The sequence below is a fragment of the Brevibacterium sp. SIMBA_078 genome (genome assembly GCF_046534565.1).
GTDB lineage: Bacteria > Actinomycetota > Actinomycetes > Actinomycetales > Brevibacteriaceae > Brevibacterium.
Map to the genome: position 1 here is coordinate 600,067 of NZ_JAWRYQ010000002.1, position 19,892 is coordinate 619,958.

16 protein-coding genes are annotated in these 19,892 nt (G+C 60.9%); 10 read left to right on the top strand and 6 right to left on the bottom strand.

Features of this window, described 5'->3' with window-relative positions; all coding sequences use genetic code 11:
- Nucleotides 1–57: 57 nt before the first annotated feature.
- Genes SB749_RS11110 through SB749_RS11135 form a run of 6 tightly spaced genes read left to right on the top strand, consistent with a single transcriptional unit; the run spans nucleotide 58 to nucleotide 7,787 of the window.
- On the top strand, nucleotides 58–1,431 hold the full coding sequence (locus SB749_RS11110) for an MFS transporter (RefSeq protein ID WP_410710384.1): 1,374 nt from the start codon (nucleotides 58–60) through the stop codon (nucleotides 1,429–1,431).
- Entirely contained in the window at nucleotides 1,428–3,005 is a 1,578-nt protein-coding gene (locus tag SB749_RS11115; protein ID WP_410710385.1) for an acyl-CoA synthetase, read from the top strand. Before SB749_RS11110 ends, SB749_RS11115 begins: the two co-directional genes overlap by 4 nt.
- Nucleotides 3,002–3,826, top strand: coding sequence for a crotonase/enoyl-CoA hydratase family protein (locus SB749_RS11120; protein WP_410710386.1), 825 nt, complete (start codon nucleotides 3,002–3,004; stop codon nucleotides 3,824–3,826). Before SB749_RS11115 ends, SB749_RS11120 begins: the two co-directional genes overlap by 4 nt.
- 2 nt (nucleotides 3,827–3,828) lie before the next feature.
- Nucleotides 3,829–5,895 (top strand): acetoacetate--CoA ligase, encoded by a 2,067-nt coding sequence (locus SB749_RS11125; protein WP_410710387.1) that lies wholly within the window; start codon nucleotides 3,829–3,831, stop codon nucleotides 5,893–5,895.
- Between the two features lie 5 nt (nucleotides 5,896–5,900).
- Nucleotides 5,901–6,860, top strand: a complete 960-nt coding sequence (locus tag SB749_RS11130) for a 3-hydroxyacyl-CoA dehydrogenase NAD-binding domain-containing protein (RefSeq protein WP_410710388.1) — start codon at nucleotides 5,901–5,903, stop codon at nucleotides 6,858–6,860.
- A 42-nt stretch (nucleotides 6,861–6,902) separates the two neighbouring features.
- On the top strand, nucleotides 6,903–7,787 hold the full coding sequence (locus tag SB749_RS11135) for an amidohydrolase family protein (RefSeq protein ID WP_410710389.1): 885 nt from the start codon (nucleotides 6,903–6,905) through the stop codon (nucleotides 7,785–7,787).
- Nucleotides 7,788–7,847: 60 nt separating this feature from the next.
- Here the strand turns inward: SB749_RS11135 and SB749_RS11140 are convergent, their stop codons facing one another.
- The 4 genes from SB749_RS11140 to SB749_RS11155 all read right to left on the bottom strand — a co-directional run bounded on the left by SB749_RS11140 (nucleotide 7,848) and on the right by SB749_RS11155 (nucleotide 11,772).
- On the bottom strand, nucleotides 7,848–8,429 hold the full coding sequence (locus tag SB749_RS11140) for a PadR family transcriptional regulator (protein WP_098730746.1): 582 nt from the start codon (nucleotides 8,427–8,429) through the stop codon (nucleotides 7,848–7,850).
- Nucleotides 8,430–8,507: 78 nt separating this feature from the next.
- Nucleotides 8,508–9,911, bottom strand: coding sequence for a vanillate/3-O-methylgallate O-demethylase (locus SB749_RS11145; RefSeq protein WP_039207262.1), 1,404 nt, complete (start codon nucleotides 9,909–9,911; stop codon nucleotides 8,508–8,510).
- Nucleotides 9,912–10,035: 124 nt separating this feature from the next.
- On the bottom strand, nucleotides 10,036–10,911 hold the full coding sequence (gene purU, locus SB749_RS11150; RefSeq protein WP_098730745.1) for a formyltetrahydrofolate deformylase: 876 nt from the start codon (nucleotides 10,909–10,911) through the stop codon (nucleotides 10,036–10,038).
- 12 nt (nucleotides 10,912–10,923) lie between these two features.
- Nucleotides 10,924–11,772 (bottom strand): methylenetetrahydrofolate reductase, encoded by an 849-nt coding sequence (locus SB749_RS11155; protein WP_410710390.1) that lies wholly within the window; start codon nucleotides 11,770–11,772, stop codon nucleotides 10,924–10,926.
- A gap of 313 nt (nucleotides 11,773–12,085) precedes the next feature.
- Between SB749_RS11155 and SB749_RS11160 the strand changes: the two genes are divergently transcribed.
- Nucleotides 12,086–13,402, top strand: a complete 1,317-nt coding sequence (locus tag SB749_RS11160; protein WP_370036210.1) for an MFS transporter — start codon at nucleotides 12,086–12,088, stop codon at nucleotides 13,400–13,402.
- A gap of 199 nt (nucleotides 13,403–13,601) precedes the next feature.
- Here SB749_RS11160 and SB749_RS11165 read toward each other — a convergent pair whose 3' ends face one another.
- Nucleotides 13,602–14,810, bottom strand: coding sequence for an acyl-CoA dehydrogenase family protein (locus tag SB749_RS11165; RefSeq protein ID WP_410710391.1), 1,209 nt, complete (start codon nucleotides 14,808–14,810; stop codon nucleotides 13,602–13,604).
- 460 nt (nucleotides 14,811–15,270) lie between these two features.
- On the opposite strand from SB749_RS11165, the gene SB749_RS11170 reads away from it, so the two are divergent.
- Nucleotides 15,271–16,005 carry a phosphatase PAP2 family protein gene (locus SB749_RS11170; RefSeq protein ID WP_410710392.1) on the top strand — a complete coding sequence of 245 codons (735 nt, stop codon included), beginning with the start codon at nucleotides 15,271–15,273 and terminating at the stop codon, nucleotides 16,003–16,005.
- Nucleotides 16,006–16,011: 6 nt separating this feature from the next.
- On the opposite strand, the gene SB749_RS11175 is transcribed toward SB749_RS11170, so the two are convergent.
- Complete coding sequence (locus SB749_RS11175; protein ID WP_410710393.1) at nucleotides 16,012–17,838, bottom strand: acyl-CoA dehydrogenase; 1,827 nt, start codon at nucleotides 17,836–17,838, stop codon at nucleotides 16,012–16,014.
- A 204-nt stretch (nucleotides 17,839–18,042) separates the two neighbouring features.
- On the opposite strand from SB749_RS11175, the gene SB749_RS11180 reads away from it, so the two are divergent.
- Both SB749_RS11180 and SB749_RS11185 read left to right on the top strand, forming a co-directional pair.
- Nucleotides 18,043–18,270 (top strand): hypothetical protein, encoded by a 228-nt coding sequence (locus tag SB749_RS11180; RefSeq protein WP_096641259.1) that lies wholly within the window; start codon nucleotides 18,043–18,045, stop codon nucleotides 18,268–18,270.
- Nucleotides 18,271–18,438: 168 nt separating this feature from the next.
- Nucleotides 18,439–19,746: a dicarboxylate/amino acid:cation symporter gene (locus SB749_RS11185; protein ID WP_410710394.1), complete on the top strand. Its 1,308-nt coding sequence runs from the start codon at nucleotides 18,439–18,441 to the stop codon at nucleotides 19,744–19,746.
- Nucleotides 19,747–19,892: the final 146 nt, after the last annotated feature.

Here is a 19,892-nt window from a genome sequence, read left to right on the forward strand (position 1 = left end):
TCGATCACCGCCGATCAAACCTTCAGCCAAAAGAGCCGTTCAGTCAGCGAGGATTACATGGCTTCCGCGAACTCCACCTCAAGCAAATCAACACCGATGCTCAAGCGAGCTGCCGCCTCGGCGTACCTTGGCAGCGTCATCGAATACTACGATTTCTTCGTCTACTCGGTCTGCGCCGCCCTCGTATTCAAGGACGTGTTCTTCTCCAACCTCTCCCCTGCGGTCGGCACTCTCGCCAGTCTGGCCACATTCGCCACCGGCTACCTGGCCCGTCCCCTCGGAGGCGTCGTCTTCGGGCACTTCGGGGACAAACTCGGCCGAAAACGCATGCTCGTGCTGAGCATGTTCACCATCGGAATCGCCTCAACGGCGATCGGCTTGCTGCCGACCTACGAGCAGGCGGGCCTCATCGGTCCAGTTCTCCTCATCCTCATCCGCGTCGTCCAGGGCGTGGCAATCGGCGGCGAATGGGGCGGAGCCATGCTCATGTCCGCTGAGCACTCGACGAAGAACCGCGGCTTCTGGGCCAGCTTCACCAGTGCGGGCGCGCCCACCGGGCAACTTGTCTCTGCACTGGTCATCGCCGCAGTGTTGGCGATCATGGGCCCCGAAGCCTTTATCGCCTGGGGCTGGCGACTGCCGTTCCTCGCCTCGATCCTTCTGCTCGTCGTCGGCATCATCGTCCGCTCCGCTGTCGCCGAATCTCCTGAGTTCCTCGCGGCGAAGGCACGCACGCCCACCCGTCGCATTCCGATCATCGCGGCTCTGCGCGGGCAGCCTGTGACCCTGCTGTTCGCCGTCGGAGTCGGCCTGTCCGCGTTCATGTTCCAGGGCCTGCTGACTACCTATTCCGTGGCCTACGGCGTGCAGATCGGCATCGAACAGCAGACGATACTCAACGCATTGTCATTCTCCTCGTTCTTCGCGATCTTCGGCATCATCGGCTGGTCCCGACTGTCCGATACGATCGGCCGTCGACCACTGGTCGTCGCCGGTGCCGTACTCATTGCCGTGTGGAGCTTCGTTCTCTTCCCGATGATCGAGACGAAGGACGGCCTCATCATCACCATCGGCATGATCATCGGCCAGGGCGTCATCCACCCGATGATCTATGGACCTTTGGCCGGTCTCTACTCCGAACTCTTCGACACCGAGCACCGCTACACCGGGGCATCCCTCGGCTACCAGATCGCCGGAATCGGCGCAGGCATTTCGCCTGTCCTGTTCGCCGCAATCATGAGCTCGACCGATTCTCCCTCCACGATCCCCTTATCGATCGTCATCGCGGTCGTCGCCGCCATCAGCATCCTCTGCATCTGGAGGCTCGGCGAGACGACATCCCGGAACCTGTCAGAACAGAGCCCCGGCGAGACGCAACCCAGCACCGAAACCGGCACTCCGCCGGCAGCAACGGAAGGAGAATCCCTGTGACCTTCTCCCACCCCACTCTGACCCGGCTCTCTGAAATCCAGGCCATCGACCACGGCAGCAAGCCAGCGATCACCTTCGCCGGTGTCCAATACACCTACGCCGAAATGCACGAACGCACCTTGACCTGCGCGGCAGAGCTGCACGCTCAGGGAGTCCGTCGAGGTGACCGCGTTGCCTACCTCGGCCCCAACCACCCCGCCCTAATCATCGTCCTGCTCGCCTGCCTCCGCCTCGGCGCGATCTTCATCCCACTCAATTGGCGACTAGCGCCGCCCGAGCTCGACTACCAGCTCACTCTCACAGAAGTGTCTCTGTTGTACGTAGCGCCCGAATCGGCCAAGACGGCAGCCGGGCTGCAAACCAATGTGGTCCAGGAAGAGGTGCAGTGGCAAGATACGCCCGCCTCGTCGACGGGTTCGCTCTTGCCGTCAGCCGACGTCGACGGCAACCACCCGGCGTTCCTGCTCTTCACATCGGGGACAACCGGGCGACCCAAAGGCGCGGTCCTCTCCCACGCCAACCTGATGTGGAATTCATTCAATCTCCTTCTCAACACGGATCTCACCACCGACGACGTCACCCTTGTCACTGCGCCGCTCTTTCACGTCATCAGCCTCAACCAGCAGGTGATGACCAGCTACCTGCGTGGGTCACACATGCTCATCGAACCTCGGTGGGACGTCGACCGCGCCTTCGACGCCGTCGAACACGAGGGGCTGACCTGGATGGCAGGGGTCACAACAATGTTCGCGGACATGCTGCAATCACCAAGATGGGCGAGTGCTGACCTGTCGTCGCTGAGATTCGTCAATTCCGGCGGTGCCCCGATCCCTGTCTCCCTGATCAAGAGCTACCAGGCGAGGGGCATCATGTTCTGCCAAGGCTACGGACTCACCGAGACCTCCCCCGGATGCACCTTCCTGCCTGCTGAGCACGCCCTCGACAAGGCAGGATCGGCCGGACGTGCCGTGCCATTCACCGAAGTCGAAGTCCGCGACGTCTCCGGAAATTCCTGCTCCCCCGGAGTCAAGGGCGAAATCGTCGCTCGTGGCCCCAATGTCACCCATGGCTACTGGAACAACCCGAATGCCACCGATCAGGCGTTCTCCCCAGGCCGGTGGTTCCATACCGGCGACATCGGCTACCTCGACGACGACGGATTCCTCTTCATCGTCGACCGGCTCAAGGACATGTTCATCTCCGGTGGAGAGAATGTCTATCCTGCCGAGGTGGAGTCTGCTCTCTTCGAGCATCCAGGTGTCAGCGAAGCTGCGGTCGTCGCCGCAGCCGACGAGCGGTGGGGCGAGGTCGGCCATGCCTTCATCGTCGCAGCTGAGTCGGAGACCCGGCCGACGCCGGATGAACTGAGCGACTTCCTGCTCGCCCGCCTTGCCAAATACAAGGTGCCGAAGTACTTCAGCCTCGTCGACGAACTCCCACGCACCGGCTCGGGCAAGATACACAAGGTCTCCCTGCGCAGCGGAGATGCGCTCGGCGCACACTCGAGTCCCGCACCGACGGCCAGAACCGCAAAGAATCCAGCATCATCCGCACCACCGAAGGACCACAAATGACACACTTCCCCTCATCCCACCTCGCCGACGTCTCCGAACAGCCGAAGTCGACCGACAGCTCCGAGTCCCTCCGGTTCACCGCCGAGGGCGCCATCGGAGTCCTCACCCTCGATCGGCCTGCCAAACGCAACGCCCTCGACGATGCGACGGTCGCCGCGCTCGGCGAATTCTTCCGCACCCCACCCGACGTTTCAGCCATCGTGCTGACTTCCGTCGGCGAGCATTTCTGTGCGGGCCTCGATCTCTCCGAGATGGCCGAGCGAGACGCTGTGGGAGGACTCCACCACTCACGTTCCTGGCACGCGACGATGAATGCGATCACCGAATCCGAGATCCCCGTCATCGCCGTACTCCAGGGCGGAGTCATCGGCGGCGGCCTCGAACTCGCAACCGCAGCGCACCTGCGGGTGGCCGAGGAGTCCGCATACTTCGCCCTGCCGGAGGGCAAACGCGGACTCTTCGTCGGCGGAGGCGCCTCGGTTCGGGTGCCCCGTCTCATCGGACTCAGCCGAGTCCAGGACATGATGCTCACCGGACGCCGGTTCGACGCTGCCGAGGCCGAGAGCATAGGGCTCGTCAACTACTGCGTCCCCGGCGGTGAAGGACCGGCCAAGGCCAGAGAACTTGCGGCGTCGATCGCGTCGAACTCCCCGGTCACGAATTATGCAATCACCCAAGCGCTGCCGCGCATCGCAGAAACCGGCCGCGACGAAGGCTACATGCTGGAGGCGCTCATGGCCTCCGTCGCCCAGTCAAGTACCGAGGCGAAGGAGCTCATGCGTGCCTTTCTCGATGGCACCGGCCCCAAGGTGAGGAAGTGAACATGTCGTCAATCATTCGAGAAGTCCCCTCGAACGCAATCGGAAACAGCAGGATCGGCGATTTCCTGTCCTGGGTGAACGAAAAGCACGGAATGTCTCTCACCAACTGGAGTGAGCTCTACACCTGGTCGGTCACCGACATCGAGGATTTCTGGGCGTCCGTGTGGATCTATTTCGACGTTTCCAGCCACACACCGTATGAATCGGTGCTCGAGGAACGTGTCATGCCCCATGCGAAATGGTTCACCGGTGCCACGCTCAACTATGCCGAGCACTCTCTCGGCGCCCCCGAGCAGGCGGCCGACCTCGCGGTCACCGCGGTCTCCCAGACACGCGACGACTTCACCTTGACCTTCGACGAACTGCGCGCCGAGGTCGCTCGGGTCCGTTCCGGTCTCATCTCACTCGGTGTGACCAAAGGAGATCGTGTCGTGGGCTACCTGCCCAACCAGCCCGAGGCACTCGTGGCGTTCCTTGCCGCTGCGAGTCTCGGCGCGATCTGGGCCAGCTGCGCCCCCGAGTTCGGCACCCAGTCGGTCATCGACCGCTTTTCCCAGGTCGAGCCCACTGTGCTGCTGGCGATCTCCGGCTACAGATACGGGGCCAAGGACGTTGAACGCTCCGACGAACTCGCCGAGGTGGTCGCCGCCTTACCGACCCTTACTCACCTCGTACACGTCGACTACGGACTGTTCAGTCTCGATTCAGGATTTCGCGACGCTTTCATCACAGGAACCGGACTCGACCATCCGATCGCCGTCGTCGACTACGCGGAGCTAGGGGCCCTTTCTGCGGGAGTCGATGTGTTGAATACGGACGAAAGTTCACCGGACACAGCACTCACCGGACTCGAATTCGAGCCGGTCCCGTTCGATCACCCCCTCTTCATCCTCTTCTCATCCGGAACAACGGGGAAGCCGAAAGCCATAGTGCACAGCCACGGCGGCATCCTGCTCGAGACGCTGAAGAACCACGGTCTTCACTTCGACCTCGGCCCGGGCAGCCAGTTCTGCTGGTTCTCGACGACCGCGTGGATGATGTGGAACGCTCTGGTCGGCGGGCTCGTCGTCGGCTCGGGGATAGTCATGATCGACGGCAACCCGAACTACCCCGATTCGAAGGAGCTCTGGCGCATTGCGGCGAAAGCTCGCACTACGCTCATGGGTATGGCTCCCGGAGCGATCATGAGCGCACGCAAGGAAGGCATTTGCCCCGGGGAGGACTTCGATCTGGCCACCGTCGAACAGTTCGGCGCGGCCGGTTCGCCGCTTCCGGCCGAGGGTTTCGAATGGCTTGTGGAGCAGTTCGGGCAGGATGTGTTGGTCAATGTTGGCTGCGGCGGCACCGATGTGTGCACCGGAATCCTCCAGGGCTCACCACTGGCCCCGGTGTACTCCGGTGAGATGACGGCGCCCTCGCTCGGATTTGCCGCCAAAGCCTACGACTCCAACGGCCAGGAGGTCCTCGACGAACTCGGAGAGCTCGTCATCACCGAGCCGGTTCCCTCCATGCCCGTGACCTTCTGGGGAGCGGACGGCGACGACCGATTCGAGAAAGCATACTTCGAGAAGTTTCCCGGCGTCTGGCAGCACGGCGACTGGGTGCGCTTCTCCTCTGACGGCGGAGTCGTCGTCACCGGCCGATCCGACGCTACCCTTAACCGCGGCGGGGTGCGGCTCGGCACTGCGGACTTCTATTCCGTCCTCGACACGCTCGACGAAGTGGCCGATTCCCTGGTGATCCATCTGGAGGATCCCGACGGCGGAATGGGAGAACTCGTGGTCTTCGTCCAGACCGAATCCGGCGTGCCTTTAACAGGTGAGCTGTCAATGCGCGTCCGCAGGGAACTCAAGACCCGACTCTCCCCACGGCACATTCCTGACGAGATCGTTCCGGTGACGAAGGTGCCGCTCGGGCGCACGGGCAAAAAGCTCGAAGTCCCAGTCAAACGCATCGTCCAGGGTGCCGCACTCGACGAGGTCGCAAGCCCCGGCGCTCTACAGGATCCGAACTCGCTCGACGAGTACGTCGCTTTCGCCGAAGTACGGAGGGAAAGGGATTCAGCATGAACGCTGTGGAGAACACAGAGTCGTCGAATGACACTCGTGAAGAATTCGCTATCGCCGTCGTCGGCACCGGAGTAATAGGGGCCGCTTGGGTCTCGGGCTTCCTCGCCGCAGGGCACAGCGTCACCGCCTTCGACCCTGCTGAAGGAGCCGAGGAACGACTGCTTGAGCAGGTGAAGAGCAACCTCGAGGTGACTACCGGAGTCAGAGACTCGCAACTGGACCGTCTGACCTTTGCCCCCACCATCGCCGAGGCGGTCGGCTCAGTCGACTTCGTCCAGGAGAACGGTCCGGAGCGCCTCGAGGTCAAGCAGGCGATGCTTGCCGAGATCGACACAGCGGCACCCGAGGCGACAATCATCGCCTCGTCGACTTCGGGGTTCGCCCCGAGCGAGATCTCAGCAGAAGCGACAAAAGCTCCTAGCCGCATCATCGTCGGGCACCCCTTCAACCCGGCCCACCTCATCCCCTTGGTAGAAGTTGTCCCCACGCCCGGAGCCTCCCCCGCGCTCGTCGACCGGGCTCTGACGATCTACCGGACCATAGGGAAGAAACCCATCCTCGTTCGAGCCGAGCTCCCCGGCCACGTAGTCAACCGTCTGCAGGCTGCGTTGTGGCAGGAAGCCTATTCATTGGTCAATGAGGGCGTGGTCTCTGTGTCAGACATCGACACCGCGATCTCATACGGCCCCGGGCTGCGATGGGCGATCCTCGGGCCGTTGGCTCAGCAGGCGCTGTCCGGCGGCATCGGCGGGATGCGTCACGTCCTCGACCATCTCGGACCACCGCAAGAGGTCTGGATGCACGACCTCAAGCAGGTGCATCTCGACGAAGGCCTCAAGGAGAAACTCATTGCCGGAGTCGACGACGAACTCGTGGGCAGAGACTCCGCCGCCATCGCTCGCCAACGCGATGAGATGCTCATCCGCCTGCTCGAGCTCAAGCATCGCTATGAGGAGCTTCCCTGAATCGCACAGCCCTTGTTCACACCGTCACGAGGAAAGACACCAATGATCTACCAACCAGCCATCGACACCGAGGCGATCACTGCCATCGACGTCCACACCCACGTCGAAGCCGACGCCCACCAACACACCTCGCTCGACCAAGAGCTCCTCGACGCTTCTGCGGGTTATTTTCGGGCATCGGTTCCACGCACCCCGACTGTTGCTGATCTTGCCGACTACTACCGCGAACGGAAGATGGCGGCAGTGATCTTCACAGTCGACGCCACAACAGCGCTCGGCGGGCATCCGCCGGTTTCATCCGAGATGATCGCCGAGCAGGCCGCGGAACACAACGACGTCCTCATCCCCTTCGGATCTGTCGATCCTCGAAAGCCTGCCGACGCGGTCGGCCGCATCCATGACCTCGCGACGAACTACGGAGTCAGAGGCATGAAATTCCATCCCAGTCTGCAGGGATTCGATCCGAGCGCCTCCGCCTACTACCCGATCTACGAGGCATGTGCCGAGCACGAACTCGTCGCGCTCTTCCACACCGGCCAGACCGGAATCGGCGCCGGGCTGCCCGGAGGCCGCGGGATCAAGCTGAGGTATTCGGACCCGATGCTCCTCGACGACGTCGCCGCAGACTTTCCAGATCTGACTATGATCCTCGCTCACCCATCTGTGCCCTGGGCAGACGCATCGATCTCGATCGCCACCCACAAGGCCAACGTCTTCATCGACCTCTCCGGATGGTCGCCGAAGTACTTCCCGCCACAGCTGACCCGGGCTATCGGATCGATGCTCAAGGAAAAGGCTCTCTTCGGCTCCGACTTCCCACTCATCACTCCCGAGAGGTGGATCAACGACTTCGAGAAGCTGGGTGTCAAGGAAGACGCAGTGCCGCTGATCATGAAGGAGAATGCTCTGCGCGTACTGAGCCTGTGAGAGTCGAACCAGGCTGCTGTCGGACCCGATCGACACAATTATCGGTCGAGAAGCTCACCTTCACCCATCGAGGTGCTCGGTCAACTTCAGCCCTCGCTGAGCCCACTCAATCTCGCTGCGGGCTCGATCAGCCAGTCCTTCGTAGGCGAACCGTTTGTAGCCGATCGTCATCTCACGGTCCTTGTCGGCTGTGACCGCAAGTCGACGGTTGAGCATCGGGGATTCGAGCGCATCGATATTGGCGATCTCGTCTTCGATGTACTCGAGTTCACCCGTCCATACTTCGATGTGATTGCGAAGGAAGGAAATCCGCGCTTCGTGGTTCGCGGACTCGAGGTAGGCGGCTTTCAGATGAGAAGCATCGCGTGTGCGCTGATACTTCAGAGGAGAATTCATCCACTCGAGGAACGATTCCTCTCCTGCCTCGGTGACGTGATACATCCGACGCATCCCAGCGGTTCCACGCGTCTGCTCTTCGGGAAGAATGAGCCCTTCTTCGGCCATCTTGCGCAGTTCCGGATAGATCTGCGAGTCAGGTGCATGCCAGACGTGGCCCACCGATTGTGAGAACTGCTTGGCCAGATCGTAGCCCGACATCGGTTCGATCCGGAGAAGCGCAAGGATGGCACTTCGTAGACTCATCTCGTTGGTCCTGTTCTGTTTATCCGAAGACGAAGAGGGTCCGGGCTGTTCAGCCCGGACCCTCTCACATTACCGTTCTCAGGCTTTGTAGCCGGTACGCCATCCTCCCTGATAGGTCTGACGCGCAACAGTCGAGTACGGCACGGGGCTGACTACCGCGCGAACCTCAGTCTGCTCGTGTGGCTCGACGGAAGCCTTGGTGGTCCCGCCGTCCGGTTCGCCCCAGACGACCTTGAGCTCGGCGCCTTCGGGAACGTCAGGATCAACGACTGCCAGGGAAAGCCCCCGACGCTCGTTCGCCGAGTAGCCGGTGAACATCGAGAAGCCGACCGTGTTGCCGTCGGCGTCGATGACCTTGTCGTAATTGGCTGAACCGTAGTTCGCCAGCGGAAGGTCGAAGTACTTGTAGTTCGGACCATCAACGTTCAGCGGCGAAGAGAGCACTTTGCCGAGATCGTCAGCGTCCCACGCGAGGGTGACCTTCCTGCGCTGCGCGGCAGGATCCATCTTCTCCAGGGCGCTGCGGCCGATGAACTCGTGGTCGAACTTGACGAACGATCCGTAGCCGAGTTCCCAAGGCGTCAGATAGTAGTCTTCGATGTTCTCGGAGACGAACGAACCAGCAAGAGTTCCGGTCGCTTCGTAGCTGTCGGCACCGAGCCATTCGCGGAATGTCCGTTCTTCCTCGCCGGTGTAGATCGCGGGCAGCGGGGAGGGGATCCATCCCGATTCGAGGGTATTCGATGGGTAGGCGCGCGAACCGACCTGGAGCATGCCGAACTGACTGCCGGCCTCGACGATAGCGTCGCGAATGACCTTGTGGTCATCATATGGTCCCCACAGCTCCAAGCCGGGAGCGCCTGCCATTCCGTGACGCAGTGTGCGCACCTGCTTACCGGCGATGGTCATCGAAGCCATATTGAAGAAGCCGATCTTCTCCAACGGTCCGCCGTTGAGCTTCTCGATGATGTCCCACGCTTTGGGGCCTTGGATCTGGTAGCGGTAGTAGCGACGGCTGACGGGATCACCGTAGGGACGCGACGGCGATCGACGGTCGACCTCGATGTCGAGATCCTTATAGTCGCCCGTCTCCGCGTGGAACATCAGCCAGTTCGACGCCGGCGCACGACCGACGTAGACGTACTCGTTCTCTGCTTCGTGGAAGAGGATTCCGTCGCCGATGACGTGTCCCGACGCTGTAGTCGGCACGTATTGCTTGGCCTTGTTGACAGCGAACTTCGCAACCGAGTTGATTGCGGTGTCGGAAATCAGCTTGATGGCGTCCGAACCGCGCAAGAAGACATTGTCCATGTGGTGCGACTGGTCGTAGAGGACAGCCGTTTCTCGCCAAGCACGCTGTTCCTTGATCCAGTTCGAGAAGTCCGCAGGAACGACAGGATAGATATAGGATCCGATCTGCGAGTTGCGGAGCAGTTCGACAGGATTGTTCTTGTCGAGAATCTGCTGGAGATTGTCAGTCATCGTCGATGAACCTCTCTTGTTGTCAAGGATGCTCCGTTCTGAAACATCCGTTCTTCTTTGGTGTTGGTCGGGAATTGATGCGTTGATGTGGCCGACTTCGACCTACATGGCCACAGACCTCAGATCAGTCGAACACGATGGTCTGATTGCCATGCCGAATAACGCGGTCATCGGCGTGCAGTCGTACTGCCTTCGAGAGCACCGCCCGTTCCACGTAGGCGCCTCTCGCCTGCATGTCTCCGGAAGTCATCGTGTGGTCGACTCGGGTGACATCCTGTTCGATGATCGGACCCTCGTCGAGATCCTTCGTCACGTAGTGGCTGGTCGCACCGATGAGCTTCACACCACGTTCCTTGGCTTTCCGGTATGGCCCTGCTCCGATGAACGCGGGCAGAAACGAATGGTGGATGTTGATCACAGGAACTTCGACATCATCGAGAAACGACTCGGACAGGATCTGCATGTACCTGGCAAGGACGACGAGATCGACGTTGCCGGCCAGCAGCTCCATGATGCGTGCTTCTGCTGCGGATTTGTCCGGCCCCTGCGAAGGTACGTGGAAGAACGGGACACCGAAGCTTCGCACTGCCTCGGCGACGTCGGTGTGGTTCGAGATCACCAGGGGAATCGAGACCGGCAGCTCACCGCGCTGATGCCTCCACAGCAGTTCGAGCAGACAGTGATCGCTCTTCGAGGCGAGCACAGCCATGCGTTTGAGAGCCTTCTGCTCCACAAGGCGGAATTGCACTCCGAGGGGATTGAGAGTGGACGCAAGGTCCGTCTGAATTTCAGGAACCGCGGCAGAGAGCCCCTCCTTGTGGAAGACGACGCGCTGAAAGAAGTCCCCGCCTTCCGGATCGGTCGTGTACTGGTCGAGGGAGACTATGTTGCCGTTGTTTCGGGCAATGAGCGAAGTGACGGTTGATACCAGTCCCGATTGATCGGGGCCGGTGACGATCAGGGTTGCGTAGTCTTTGCGTTTTTCGGCGAGGTCGGTCATTTGATCACCACCTCACGATTCATCGGCGAACTTGTGCGCCCACTCGGCGGTGGCCAGCAGTCCGCCGAAGGTATAGAAGTGCGTCTTCAGGGTCTCCGGTGATTCCAGCCCCTCAGCCCGGTCAGACAAGTCTCGAACGAACTTGTCTGGACCGGCGGTGCCGACGAGATTCGTCAGTGAGAATCCGTACTTCTTGACGATTCCGGCACTCGTTCCCACACCGAATCGTCGGGCGTAGCCGAGGAGTCTCTTGATACCCGCCGGACCAGGTGTGCCGATCCGGATGACCGACTCGATGCCATGATTGCGAACATCTCTGACCCATTCGCTGACGCGCTGCGCGTCGAATGCGAACTGGGTGAGCACAACCTGGTCCAGATTCTGTTCAGCCAACGCAGACGTCTTTGCGTCCAAGTGATACCAGAGATCGTCGTCGCTGATATCGGGATGCCCCTCGGGATAGCCGCCGACGCCGACCTCGGCAACGCCATAATCCTGCAGGATTCCGGTACGAATAACCGACAGCGAGTCCTCGTAGGGACCTTCCGGCGTAGCGGGATCGCCCCCGACGACGAATACATGATTCGTCGCATTGACTTGCTGCAGCGCATCGAGGAAATCTCTGAGCTCCCGTTCGGACTTGAGCCGACGGGCGGAGATGTGCGGAACCGGAACGAATCCCATATCAGCGACGGCCTTCGACGCCTCGACTCGCATCGGGAGATCTTCATTGCCGAGGAAGGTGACATTGATCCGAGTCCGCTGCGGGATCGCATGGGCTGCCTCTCTGAGATTGGGAATGTCCTTCCCAGTCATCTCAAGCGAGAAGTCGTCCAGTAGGCCCGTTGCAGTAAGTGACACCACGGTGAAAGTCCTTTCGTCAACACTGCTTCGTGTTCTCCAGATCACTATATGCATAGGCACTTACCTATGTCCATAGGTAAATCGTCAGGCAATCGATTCCTGCTTGACCCGCATGGAGAGGAGTCGTCGACACCACCCGCAGAGGCAAACAGACGACAGTCGGGCATTGCCGACGCAAAAGGACGCTGATAGTGTGCACCACATCACCATTTGCCTATCGGTATAGGTATGTCGCAGCGAGGCGGCTCCAGCCGATATATCTGAATCGGAGAAATGCGTGGATCTACGAGAACGAATCAACAACTCTCACATGTCGGCCTATCAATGGCTGATCGTCGGAATCTGCACCTTCCTCAATGCACTCGACGGGTACGACGTCCTGGCCATCTCATTCACGTCGAACGAAGTCAGCGACGAATTCGCCCTGTCAGGGACCACATTGGGACTTGTCATGAGCGCGGCACTCCTCGGCATGGCGGTCGGCGCACTGGTACTCGGTCCGGTCGCCGATCGGATCGGACGCAAGAACATGATGATGATCGCGCTCGGCGTCAACGCCGTCGGGCTGTTCTTCACCGCCACCTCATCGTCGGCTGCTGAGCTCGGGCTCTGGCGCGTCATCACAGGATTGGGCATCGGCGGCATCCTGGTCAGTACCAACGTCATCTCGGCCGAATACGCATCGCGTCGCCGTCGCGGTCTGGCGATCAGCATCTACGCCGCCGGCTACGGGATCGGCGCTGCCGTCGGCGGCAGCATAATGATCAGCCTCATCGGAGCATTCGGATGGCGGTCAGTCTTCGTCTTCGGCGGCAGTTTGACGATTGTGTCGTTGGTCTTCGTCATTTGGCTGGTGCCAGAGTCCGCGTCGTACCTTTACAACAAGAGGCCGGTCAACGCGCAGAAGCGGCTGGACACCATCGCCGCGAAACTCGGACACAATGAACCGGTCGACCTCTCTGCAACAGAATCGGATATGGAATCCGGTGCAGGCACCGGCAAAGGTGTGGGCTCACTGCTCAACCGCCGCAATCGTCGAGTTACCCTCGTCGTCTGGGCTACTTTCTTCATCGTCATGTTCGGGTTCTACTTCGTCAACTCGTGGACTCCACGGCTGATGAATGAGACAGGGCTCAGCGAGTCACTGTCGATGGTTGTCACTGTGGGGCTGACTGTAGGCGGGGCCATCGGTTCGGTGGTCTTCGGACTCTTCACCTCACGCTGGTCGACCCGGACCGTCCTGATGAGCTTCTCTGTCCTGGCCGCGATATTCATGGCGGTCTTCGTCTTCACTGCACAGTGGCTGGCGATCGTCATCATCTTCGGTGTGCTGGTGGGAATGTTTACCAACGGCTGCATCGCCGGTCTCTATGTCCTCACACCACAGTCCTACTCAGCGTCGATGCGGTCGACGGGGTCAGGCTGGGGAATCGGCATCGGACGCTTCGGTGCCATCATCGCTCCGACAGCCACCGGCGCTCTGCTCGACGGAGGCTGGAGCCCGCAGGCAATCTACGTGCTCGTCGGCGCCATCCTGCTACTGGCTGCGCTCGCGCTGCTCGGCATGCGCGGCATCGATGTCGAGGCGAATCGAAAGCCGGAGCCCGTGACCAGCTCTGCCCCCTAGGGAGTTTCTCCTCCTCAGAAGTTCGAATCAAACGCAGGCGCAGGGGCCGACATCGAGGTTGTCGGCCCCTGCCAACTCTTGTGTGCGGATGGACCGGGCATGACTTGACCACCACTTCCATAGTCCTCGCCGGAGAGTGGAGCCCACCAAGGGAATCGCATCGCCGCCCCGGGAATTGCGAGGCGAACACGTCTGCAGCTCAGACGAATGCAGATTCCCCCGTCAGCGCCCGTCCGACGATGAGCGCAGTGACTTCGTGGGTACCCTCATAGGAATAGACGGCCTCAGCATCGGCGAAGAATCGCGCCGCGTCGTTCTCGAGCAGGATCCCGTTGCCCCCGAGGACCTCTCGAGCCAGCGCCACGGATTCACGCGCCATGCGAGCAGTCTGCATCTTCGCCAAGGCAGAATTCACATCGACGTAGTTGCCGGCGTCCTGCTGTGCCGAAAGCTGGACGACCATACCCAAGGATGCAGTGAGATTGCCCAGGATCCGAGCGAGCTTCTCCTGGACCAGCTGGTAGCCGCTGACCGGACGGCCGAACTGTTCACGCTTCTTCACATACGCCAGGGCGGCGTCAAGGGCTCCCGCCTGCAGACCGGTGGCGATCCACGCCACATCCGATCTCATTACACGCAGAATTCGGTTGACGTCGCGCCAGGAATTCACCTGACGCAGTCGGGCCGATTCGGGGACCTCTACACCTGCAAACCTGATCGTAGAGTTCTCCATTGGACGCAGAGCGACCTTGCCGACCATGGTGTCTATACTCAAACCCCAGCTGGCACGCGGTACCAGGAAGACTTTGACCTGGGAGTCCGCGACGTCGCGGGCGAAGACCGCGATCAGGTCCGCCGTCGCCGCGCCTCCGATCCATCGCTTCGCGCCGTCGATGATCCACCGGCCTTCGCCGTTGCCTGCTTCCTCGTCGAATCGCGCCGTGGTGGCAAGACCTCCGGCGATGTCGGACCCGTGATCGGGCTCGGTCAGAGCAAAGGCTCCTGAGAGCGCGAAGGAACGCACCTTCGGGTCGAGGTCTACGACCTGCTCGGGCGCGCCGCCGTGGCGGACAGTGGCCCGGAAGAGTCCAGACTGGCCGTTGTACATCGTCGCCACAGACACGTCGGTGCGTGCGAGGACATAGTTACGGAAGCCGGAGAACATACTCGAATCGGCTTCGACTTCCTCGACGCCTTCGGGCCGCATGAGGTCAAGTGACGCCAGGGTCTCGCGTACAGAGGGCGGCATCGACGCCGATTCCCAGGCCCGAGGCATCAGCGGAGCTACCTCCTCTGCGAGTACCGCACGTAGATTATCGAGTGTGTCTCTTGCGGCCTGGCTCAGATGCATCGAGGCAAACCCGTACGGATCAAGTCCGATAGTCGTCTCCGAGTCGATGATCGGCATTCTGCAGTACTTCCTTCCTTAGGTCTGTGTCCAGTGTGAGTGGGTTCACATGAAACCAAAAGCAGAATAATTCTGAGAAATAAACCGGAAATGCGAACATGTACACCTGACGAGTTCCAAATCCCAGCGGGCATCGGCTCACCTTGCTCGCCCAGACCGCCAACCTCAATGAGTCATCTCCGGCAGGTCAGTTCGCGCTCTCGACGAAATTTGAGCAGAATTGCCGCCTGCGTCCTAGTACCGCACCTCCCACCATGAAGTGTTCGGAACTCTTGCAGGACGAAACCCGGGCTACGACACGCTGGCGCAGGAGTGGATTCGCTCCCGAGCAACCTGAGTTCGCGGCGGAGCAGCATCAGGTGCTGCAGTCGAAGGCAACCACCGGATAGAGAACAAAATTCACCGTTTCTTTATCCCTCACCGCAGAAGTGATTGTCGACTCCGTCTAAAATCGACTCTGATGGTTGCTGAACCCTATGTGGAATCCGAGAAGCTGATCAGCAACCCCTCAGATCGCAGTCAGTGGACAGAACGAGCACAGGGGTTGCTGTCCTGGGCAACCTCATTCTGGGTCTTGGGCGCCGCTTTCATCGTTGTCACATTCGCCGCAGCCGGTCCGCTGCGAGTCTGGGACTACAAGCTCAATCGACGGTGGCTCTACCTCTTCGAACCCGATCTCGTCTGGTTCGTTCAGCACATCCTCGACCCCATTGCAGGCCAGGCGGTCTGTCTTCCCGTCTTGGCGATCGCCGCGATCGTGCTGTCGCGCAAACGTCGGTCCTGGCGACCGATCGTCTTCGCGATCGCCGTCGAAGCAGCCTTCTACCTCGGCATCGGCTCACTCAAGGTCCTCCTCGCCCGACCGGCGACCACACTGCATGACCCGCGGTTCTTCCAAGGCGGTCTCATCGAGATCGGCGGCCGCGGAATCAGCTACCCGTCAGGGCACGCGGCCGAAGCCGTACTCATCTACGGAGCGGTCGCCTACCTCATCGCGACCTACAGCAACGTCACTACCAGAACCGTGCGCCTGCTGTGCTGGGGCGTCGCAGCGGTCAGCGTGAACTCCGTGGTCGTGTCCTTCGCCCTCGGCTGGCACTGGGCCACCGACCTCATCGGAGGTCTGCTGATCGGCGGATTCTTCTTACGACTGCTCATCATCGCCGACAAGCGAATACCTGACCCCAGAACCTGACGGCTCTCACAGCCAGGAGTCGTCGAGGTCCGTGAATGTCGTCGCCCTGCTCTCCACGAGATCGAACCATGGGCCGGTCTGCGGCAGTTCGTGGGTGAAGAAATACCGCGCCGCGGCGATCTTTCCCTTGAGGAAAGCAGAGTCGCCACGTTCATCGATGGTCACCTCGGCAGCCATTCCCTGCTGAAGCCACAGCCACGCCATGACCGTGTGGCCCACTGCTTCCAAATAGGTCCACGCATTGTCGAGTGCCACCGTTGGATCCCCGCTCGACCACACTGCGGCGGTCACGGATTCGATACGCTCGACGGCTGATGTCAGCGCCGCGGTCTCAGCGGACCAATCGGAGCGGTCGGCCGCCTCGGCGAGGGTCTCCCGCATCTGCTCCAGCAGCACCTGCAGACCGGCCCCGCCTTGCATAATGGCCTTGCGGCCGAGGAGATCCTTGGCCTGAATGCCGTGCGTGCCCTCGTGGATCGGATTGAGTCGATTGTCGCGGTAGAGCTGTTCGACGTCATGATCGCGAGTGTATCCGGCTCCGCCGAGCACCTGAATGGCGTGGTCGTTGGCCTTCAGGCACCACACGCTCGGCCAGGTCTTGACGATCGGGGTGAGCACATCGAGCAGCAGTGCCGCACGATCACGCTCGGCCTCGGAATCAGCAGTTTCGGATTCGTCGAGCAGACGTGCGGCATAGAGGATGAGCCCGAGCCCGCCCTCGACGTAGCTCTTCGACGACAGCAGCATGCGCCGGACATCGGAGTGCTCCGCAATCGGGATCGGCTCACCATCGGATCCCTTCGCACCGTCGGGACGACCCTGGCGGCGATCGCGGGCATAGCGGAGGGCATCGAGGTACCCGTGGTACCCCAGTCCAACCGCACCGGCTCCGACACCGATGCGAGCCTCGTTCATCATGTGGAACATACAGGCCAGACCCTTGCCCCGCTCCCCCACGAGGTAGCCCACAGCACCAGCGGAACCGGCCGGCGTATGCGTGCCCTCACCGAAGTTGAGCAGAGTGTTCGTCGTTCCGCGCCACCCCATCTTGTGATTGAGCCCGGACAGAACGACATCATTGCGTTCACCGAGGCTGCCATCGTCGGTGACGAGGTACTTCGGGACGAGGAACAGACTCAGACCTTTGACCCCTGGCTGGTCACCCTCGGCACGGGCCAGGACGAGGTGGACGATGTTCTCCGAGAGTTCGTGATCGCCGCCGGAGATCCACATCTTCGTGCCGTGGACGCGGAAGGCGTTGCCCCCACCGGCAGGATCCGGAACGGCCTTCGTCGTGACATCTCCCAGCGAGGAGCCGACATCGGGTTCGGACAGGCACATGGTGCCGAAGAAGCGGCCGTCGAGCTCGGGCACAACGTACTTCTCAATCAGCTCCTCGGTACCGTACTCGAGCAGCAGATTGGCGTTGGCCATGGTCAACATCGGGTAGCTGGCTGTCGCGATATTGGCCGCCTGGAACCAGGCGAAACAGGCCTTCGCGACCGTCTGCGGCAGCTGAATTCCGCCGACGCTCTCATCCATCGTCGCCGACAGCAGGCCGATGCCGGCGAACTGGTCAAGCGCAGACTTGATCTCTGGAATCAGCGTCACCGCAGTTCCGTCGAAGGTCGGTTCGTTGAGGTCGGACTTGCGTGCATGGGTCGCGAACCGCTCCTTGGCAAGCTCCTCGCTGGCGTCGAGCACGGAGTCGAAGACCTCACGCGAATGGTCGGAGAAGCGAGGCCGTTCGCAGAGTTCGTCGACCTTGAGCCAGTCGTAGAGTTGGAACTCGATGTCCTTGGCGGAGAGGATGGATTCTGTCGCAGTCGTCAAGACGCCATTGCCTTTGCTCTGTTCAGTCACAAGACCAAACTAAAGCTAAACGTTCGTTAAGTAAAGCGATTCACCTTCTCACAGTGCAAGGGTTTGGCTATTGACCACTTGTGAGGTCCGCCAAACGCTCCTCATCCCTGGGTTGCGGCCCCCGCGAGAGCTATAATTCTCTCTACAATCTGCGTGGAAATGGGGCGAAAGATCATGACCGCAGAAACGCATCGATCGTCGAAGTTGGCCGAGACGATCGAAAAGTTCTCGAAGGCGTTCAAGAGCGCCAACATCGGCCAGGGGCAGAAGGTCGGCTACCGAGAAGACAGCTCCGAAGAACGGCTGCAAGCCACGGCTGAACACGAGGGAGTGAAGCTCTACCGCAATCCCGACGGTTCTCATCTCGCTGTCGACGAATCCCACTCGAGCTACGACGACTGATCATCGATCAGCCTGAGAGCTGATTCGTCTGCTCGACCGAACATCAACAGCCCGGTACACGGCTATCCGCGTGCCGAGTTTCTCTGTGTCCCAGGTAGGATCGCCAGGGCCATGATGCCACGCCGACCAGTCGGCGGAACAACGATGCTGAAATGAAAGGCAGAGCCTATGCCCTCCTCTGCTGCCTCTCCCACCCAGGCGACCGATTCGAAGCCGCAGTCGTCGGGTTTCCTGCGGATCCTCCGCAATTACCGCTTCCCGCTCTTCATCCTCACCGGAGTGGTCATCGGAGCGATCATCGGCCTCGTCTTCGGGGAACGTGCCACAGTCATCAAACCGTTCGGCACGCTGTTCATCAACATGATGTTCACTCTCGTCGTGCCGCTCGTGTTCTTCTCCATCGCCTCTGCGGTCGCGGGAATGTCCTCGGCCGCACGACTGGGCAAGATCATGGGCAGCATGCTCGGAGTCTTCGCCGTCACCGGCATCATCGCCTCCATCGTCATGGTCGCCGCACTGCGCATCTTCAACGCCACGGACGGCGTCCAGGTGGAGATGCAGGAGCCGAAGAACGTCGAGGACGTCGGGTCCATCGGCGACCAGCTCGTCCAGACCGTTGTCGTCGACGACTTCTCGAAGATCCTCTCCGCCGAGCACGTGCTCGCACTCATCGTGTTCGCCGTCATCGTCGGCTTCGCCACCAGCAGGATCGGCGACGCGGGCAAGCCGTTCGCCCAGTTCCTCAACTCCGGCACCGAGGTGTTCCTCAAGTTCACCTCGATCGTCATGTACTACGCCCCGATCGGCCTCGGTGCCTACTTCGCCGCTCTCATCGGCGACCTCGGCTCCCAGCTCGTCGGGGACTATGTTCGCGCTTTCCTTGTCTACTACCCGGTGGCGATCGCCTACTTCATCCTGGCGTTCACGTTCTACTCCTTCCTCGCCGGCGGCCGCCGAGGCGTCGCTCGGTTCTGGGGCAATATCCTCGAACCCACGGCGATCTCCTTGGGCACGTCCTCCTCGGTGGCGGCGATCCCGGCGAACCTGCGCGCCGGAGAGAAGATCGGAGTTCCACGGGATATCCGGGAGACGATCGTGCCGATCGGTGCCACGATCCACATGGAAGGATCGAGCCTGTCGGCGATCCTCAAGATCGCGTTCCTCTTTGCCGTGTTCCAGCGCGACTTCTTCACTCTGGAGAACATCCTCATCGGCATCGCCGTGGCGCTGCTGGCCGGAATGGTCATGGCCGGAATCCCCTCCGGCGGCTTCATCGGCGAGCTCATGATCATCACCCTCTACGGTTTCCCGGCCGCGGCGCTGCCGATCATCCAGATCATCGGAACCGTCATCGATCCTCCGGCCACCACGGTCAATGCTGTCGGCGATCAGGCGAGTTCGATGATGGTCGCCCGCATCCTCGACGGCAAGGACTGGATGGACAAGACCGACAGGGATCACGATTCGGTTCCGTAAGCTCAGTGAATCTGTCACACTCCCGAGCTCGTAGATTCAGACAAGGCTCCTTCTGGCCGAATGTCTCGGAGATGTCATAGGAACGCAATAGAACTTCCGCATTTGCGACTCGGCATCTCAGCTTCTGTTCAGATTCGAGCAAGTGG

Excerpts from the sequence above, each read along its gene's own strand:
- SB749_RS11110 (WP_410710384.1), top strand. The coding sequence starts at position 58 with ATGGCTTCCGCGAACTCCACCTCAAGCAAATCAACACCGATGCTCAAG.
- SB749_RS11120 (WP_410710386.1), top strand. The coding sequence starts at position 3,002 with ATGACACACTTCCCCTCATCCCACCTCGCCGACGTCTCCGAACAGCCG.
- SB749_RS11125 (WP_410710387.1), top strand. The coding sequence starts at position 3,829 with ATGTCGTCAATCATTCGAGAAGTCCCCTCGAACGCAATCGGAAACAGC.
- SB749_RS11135 (WP_410710389.1), top strand. The coding sequence starts at position 6,903 with ATGATCTACCAACCAGCCATCGACACCGAGGCGATCACTGCCATCGAC.
- SB749_RS11140 (WP_098730746.1), bottom strand. The coding sequence starts at position 8,429 with ATGAGTCTACGAAGTGCCATCCTTGCGCTTCTCCGGATCGAACCGATG.
- SB749_RS11145 (WP_039207262.1), bottom strand. The coding sequence starts at position 9,911 with ATGACTGACAATCTCCAGCAGATTCTCGACAAGAACAATCCTGTCGAA.
- purU (WP_098730745.1), bottom strand. The coding sequence starts at position 10,911 with ATGACCGACCTCGCCGAAAAACGCAAAGACTACGCAACCCTGATCGTC.
- SB749_RS11160 (WP_370036210.1), top strand. The coding sequence starts at position 12,086 with ATGTCGGCCTATCAATGGCTGATCGTCGGAATCTGCACCTTCCTCAAT.
- SB749_RS11165 (WP_410710391.1), bottom strand. The coding sequence starts at position 14,810 with ATGCCGATCATCGACTCGGAGACGACTATCGGACTTGATCCGTACGGG.
- SB749_RS11170 (WP_410710392.1), top strand. The coding sequence starts at position 15,271 with ATGGTTGCTGAACCCTATGTGGAATCCGAGAAGCTGATCAGCAACCCC.
- SB749_RS11180 (WP_096641259.1), top strand. The coding sequence starts at position 18,043 with ATGACCGCAGAAACGCATCGATCGTCGAAGTTGGCCGAGACGATCGAA.
- SB749_RS11185 (WP_410710394.1), top strand. The coding sequence starts at position 18,439 with ATGCCCTCCTCTGCTGCCTCTCCCACCCAGGCGACCGATTCGAAGCCG.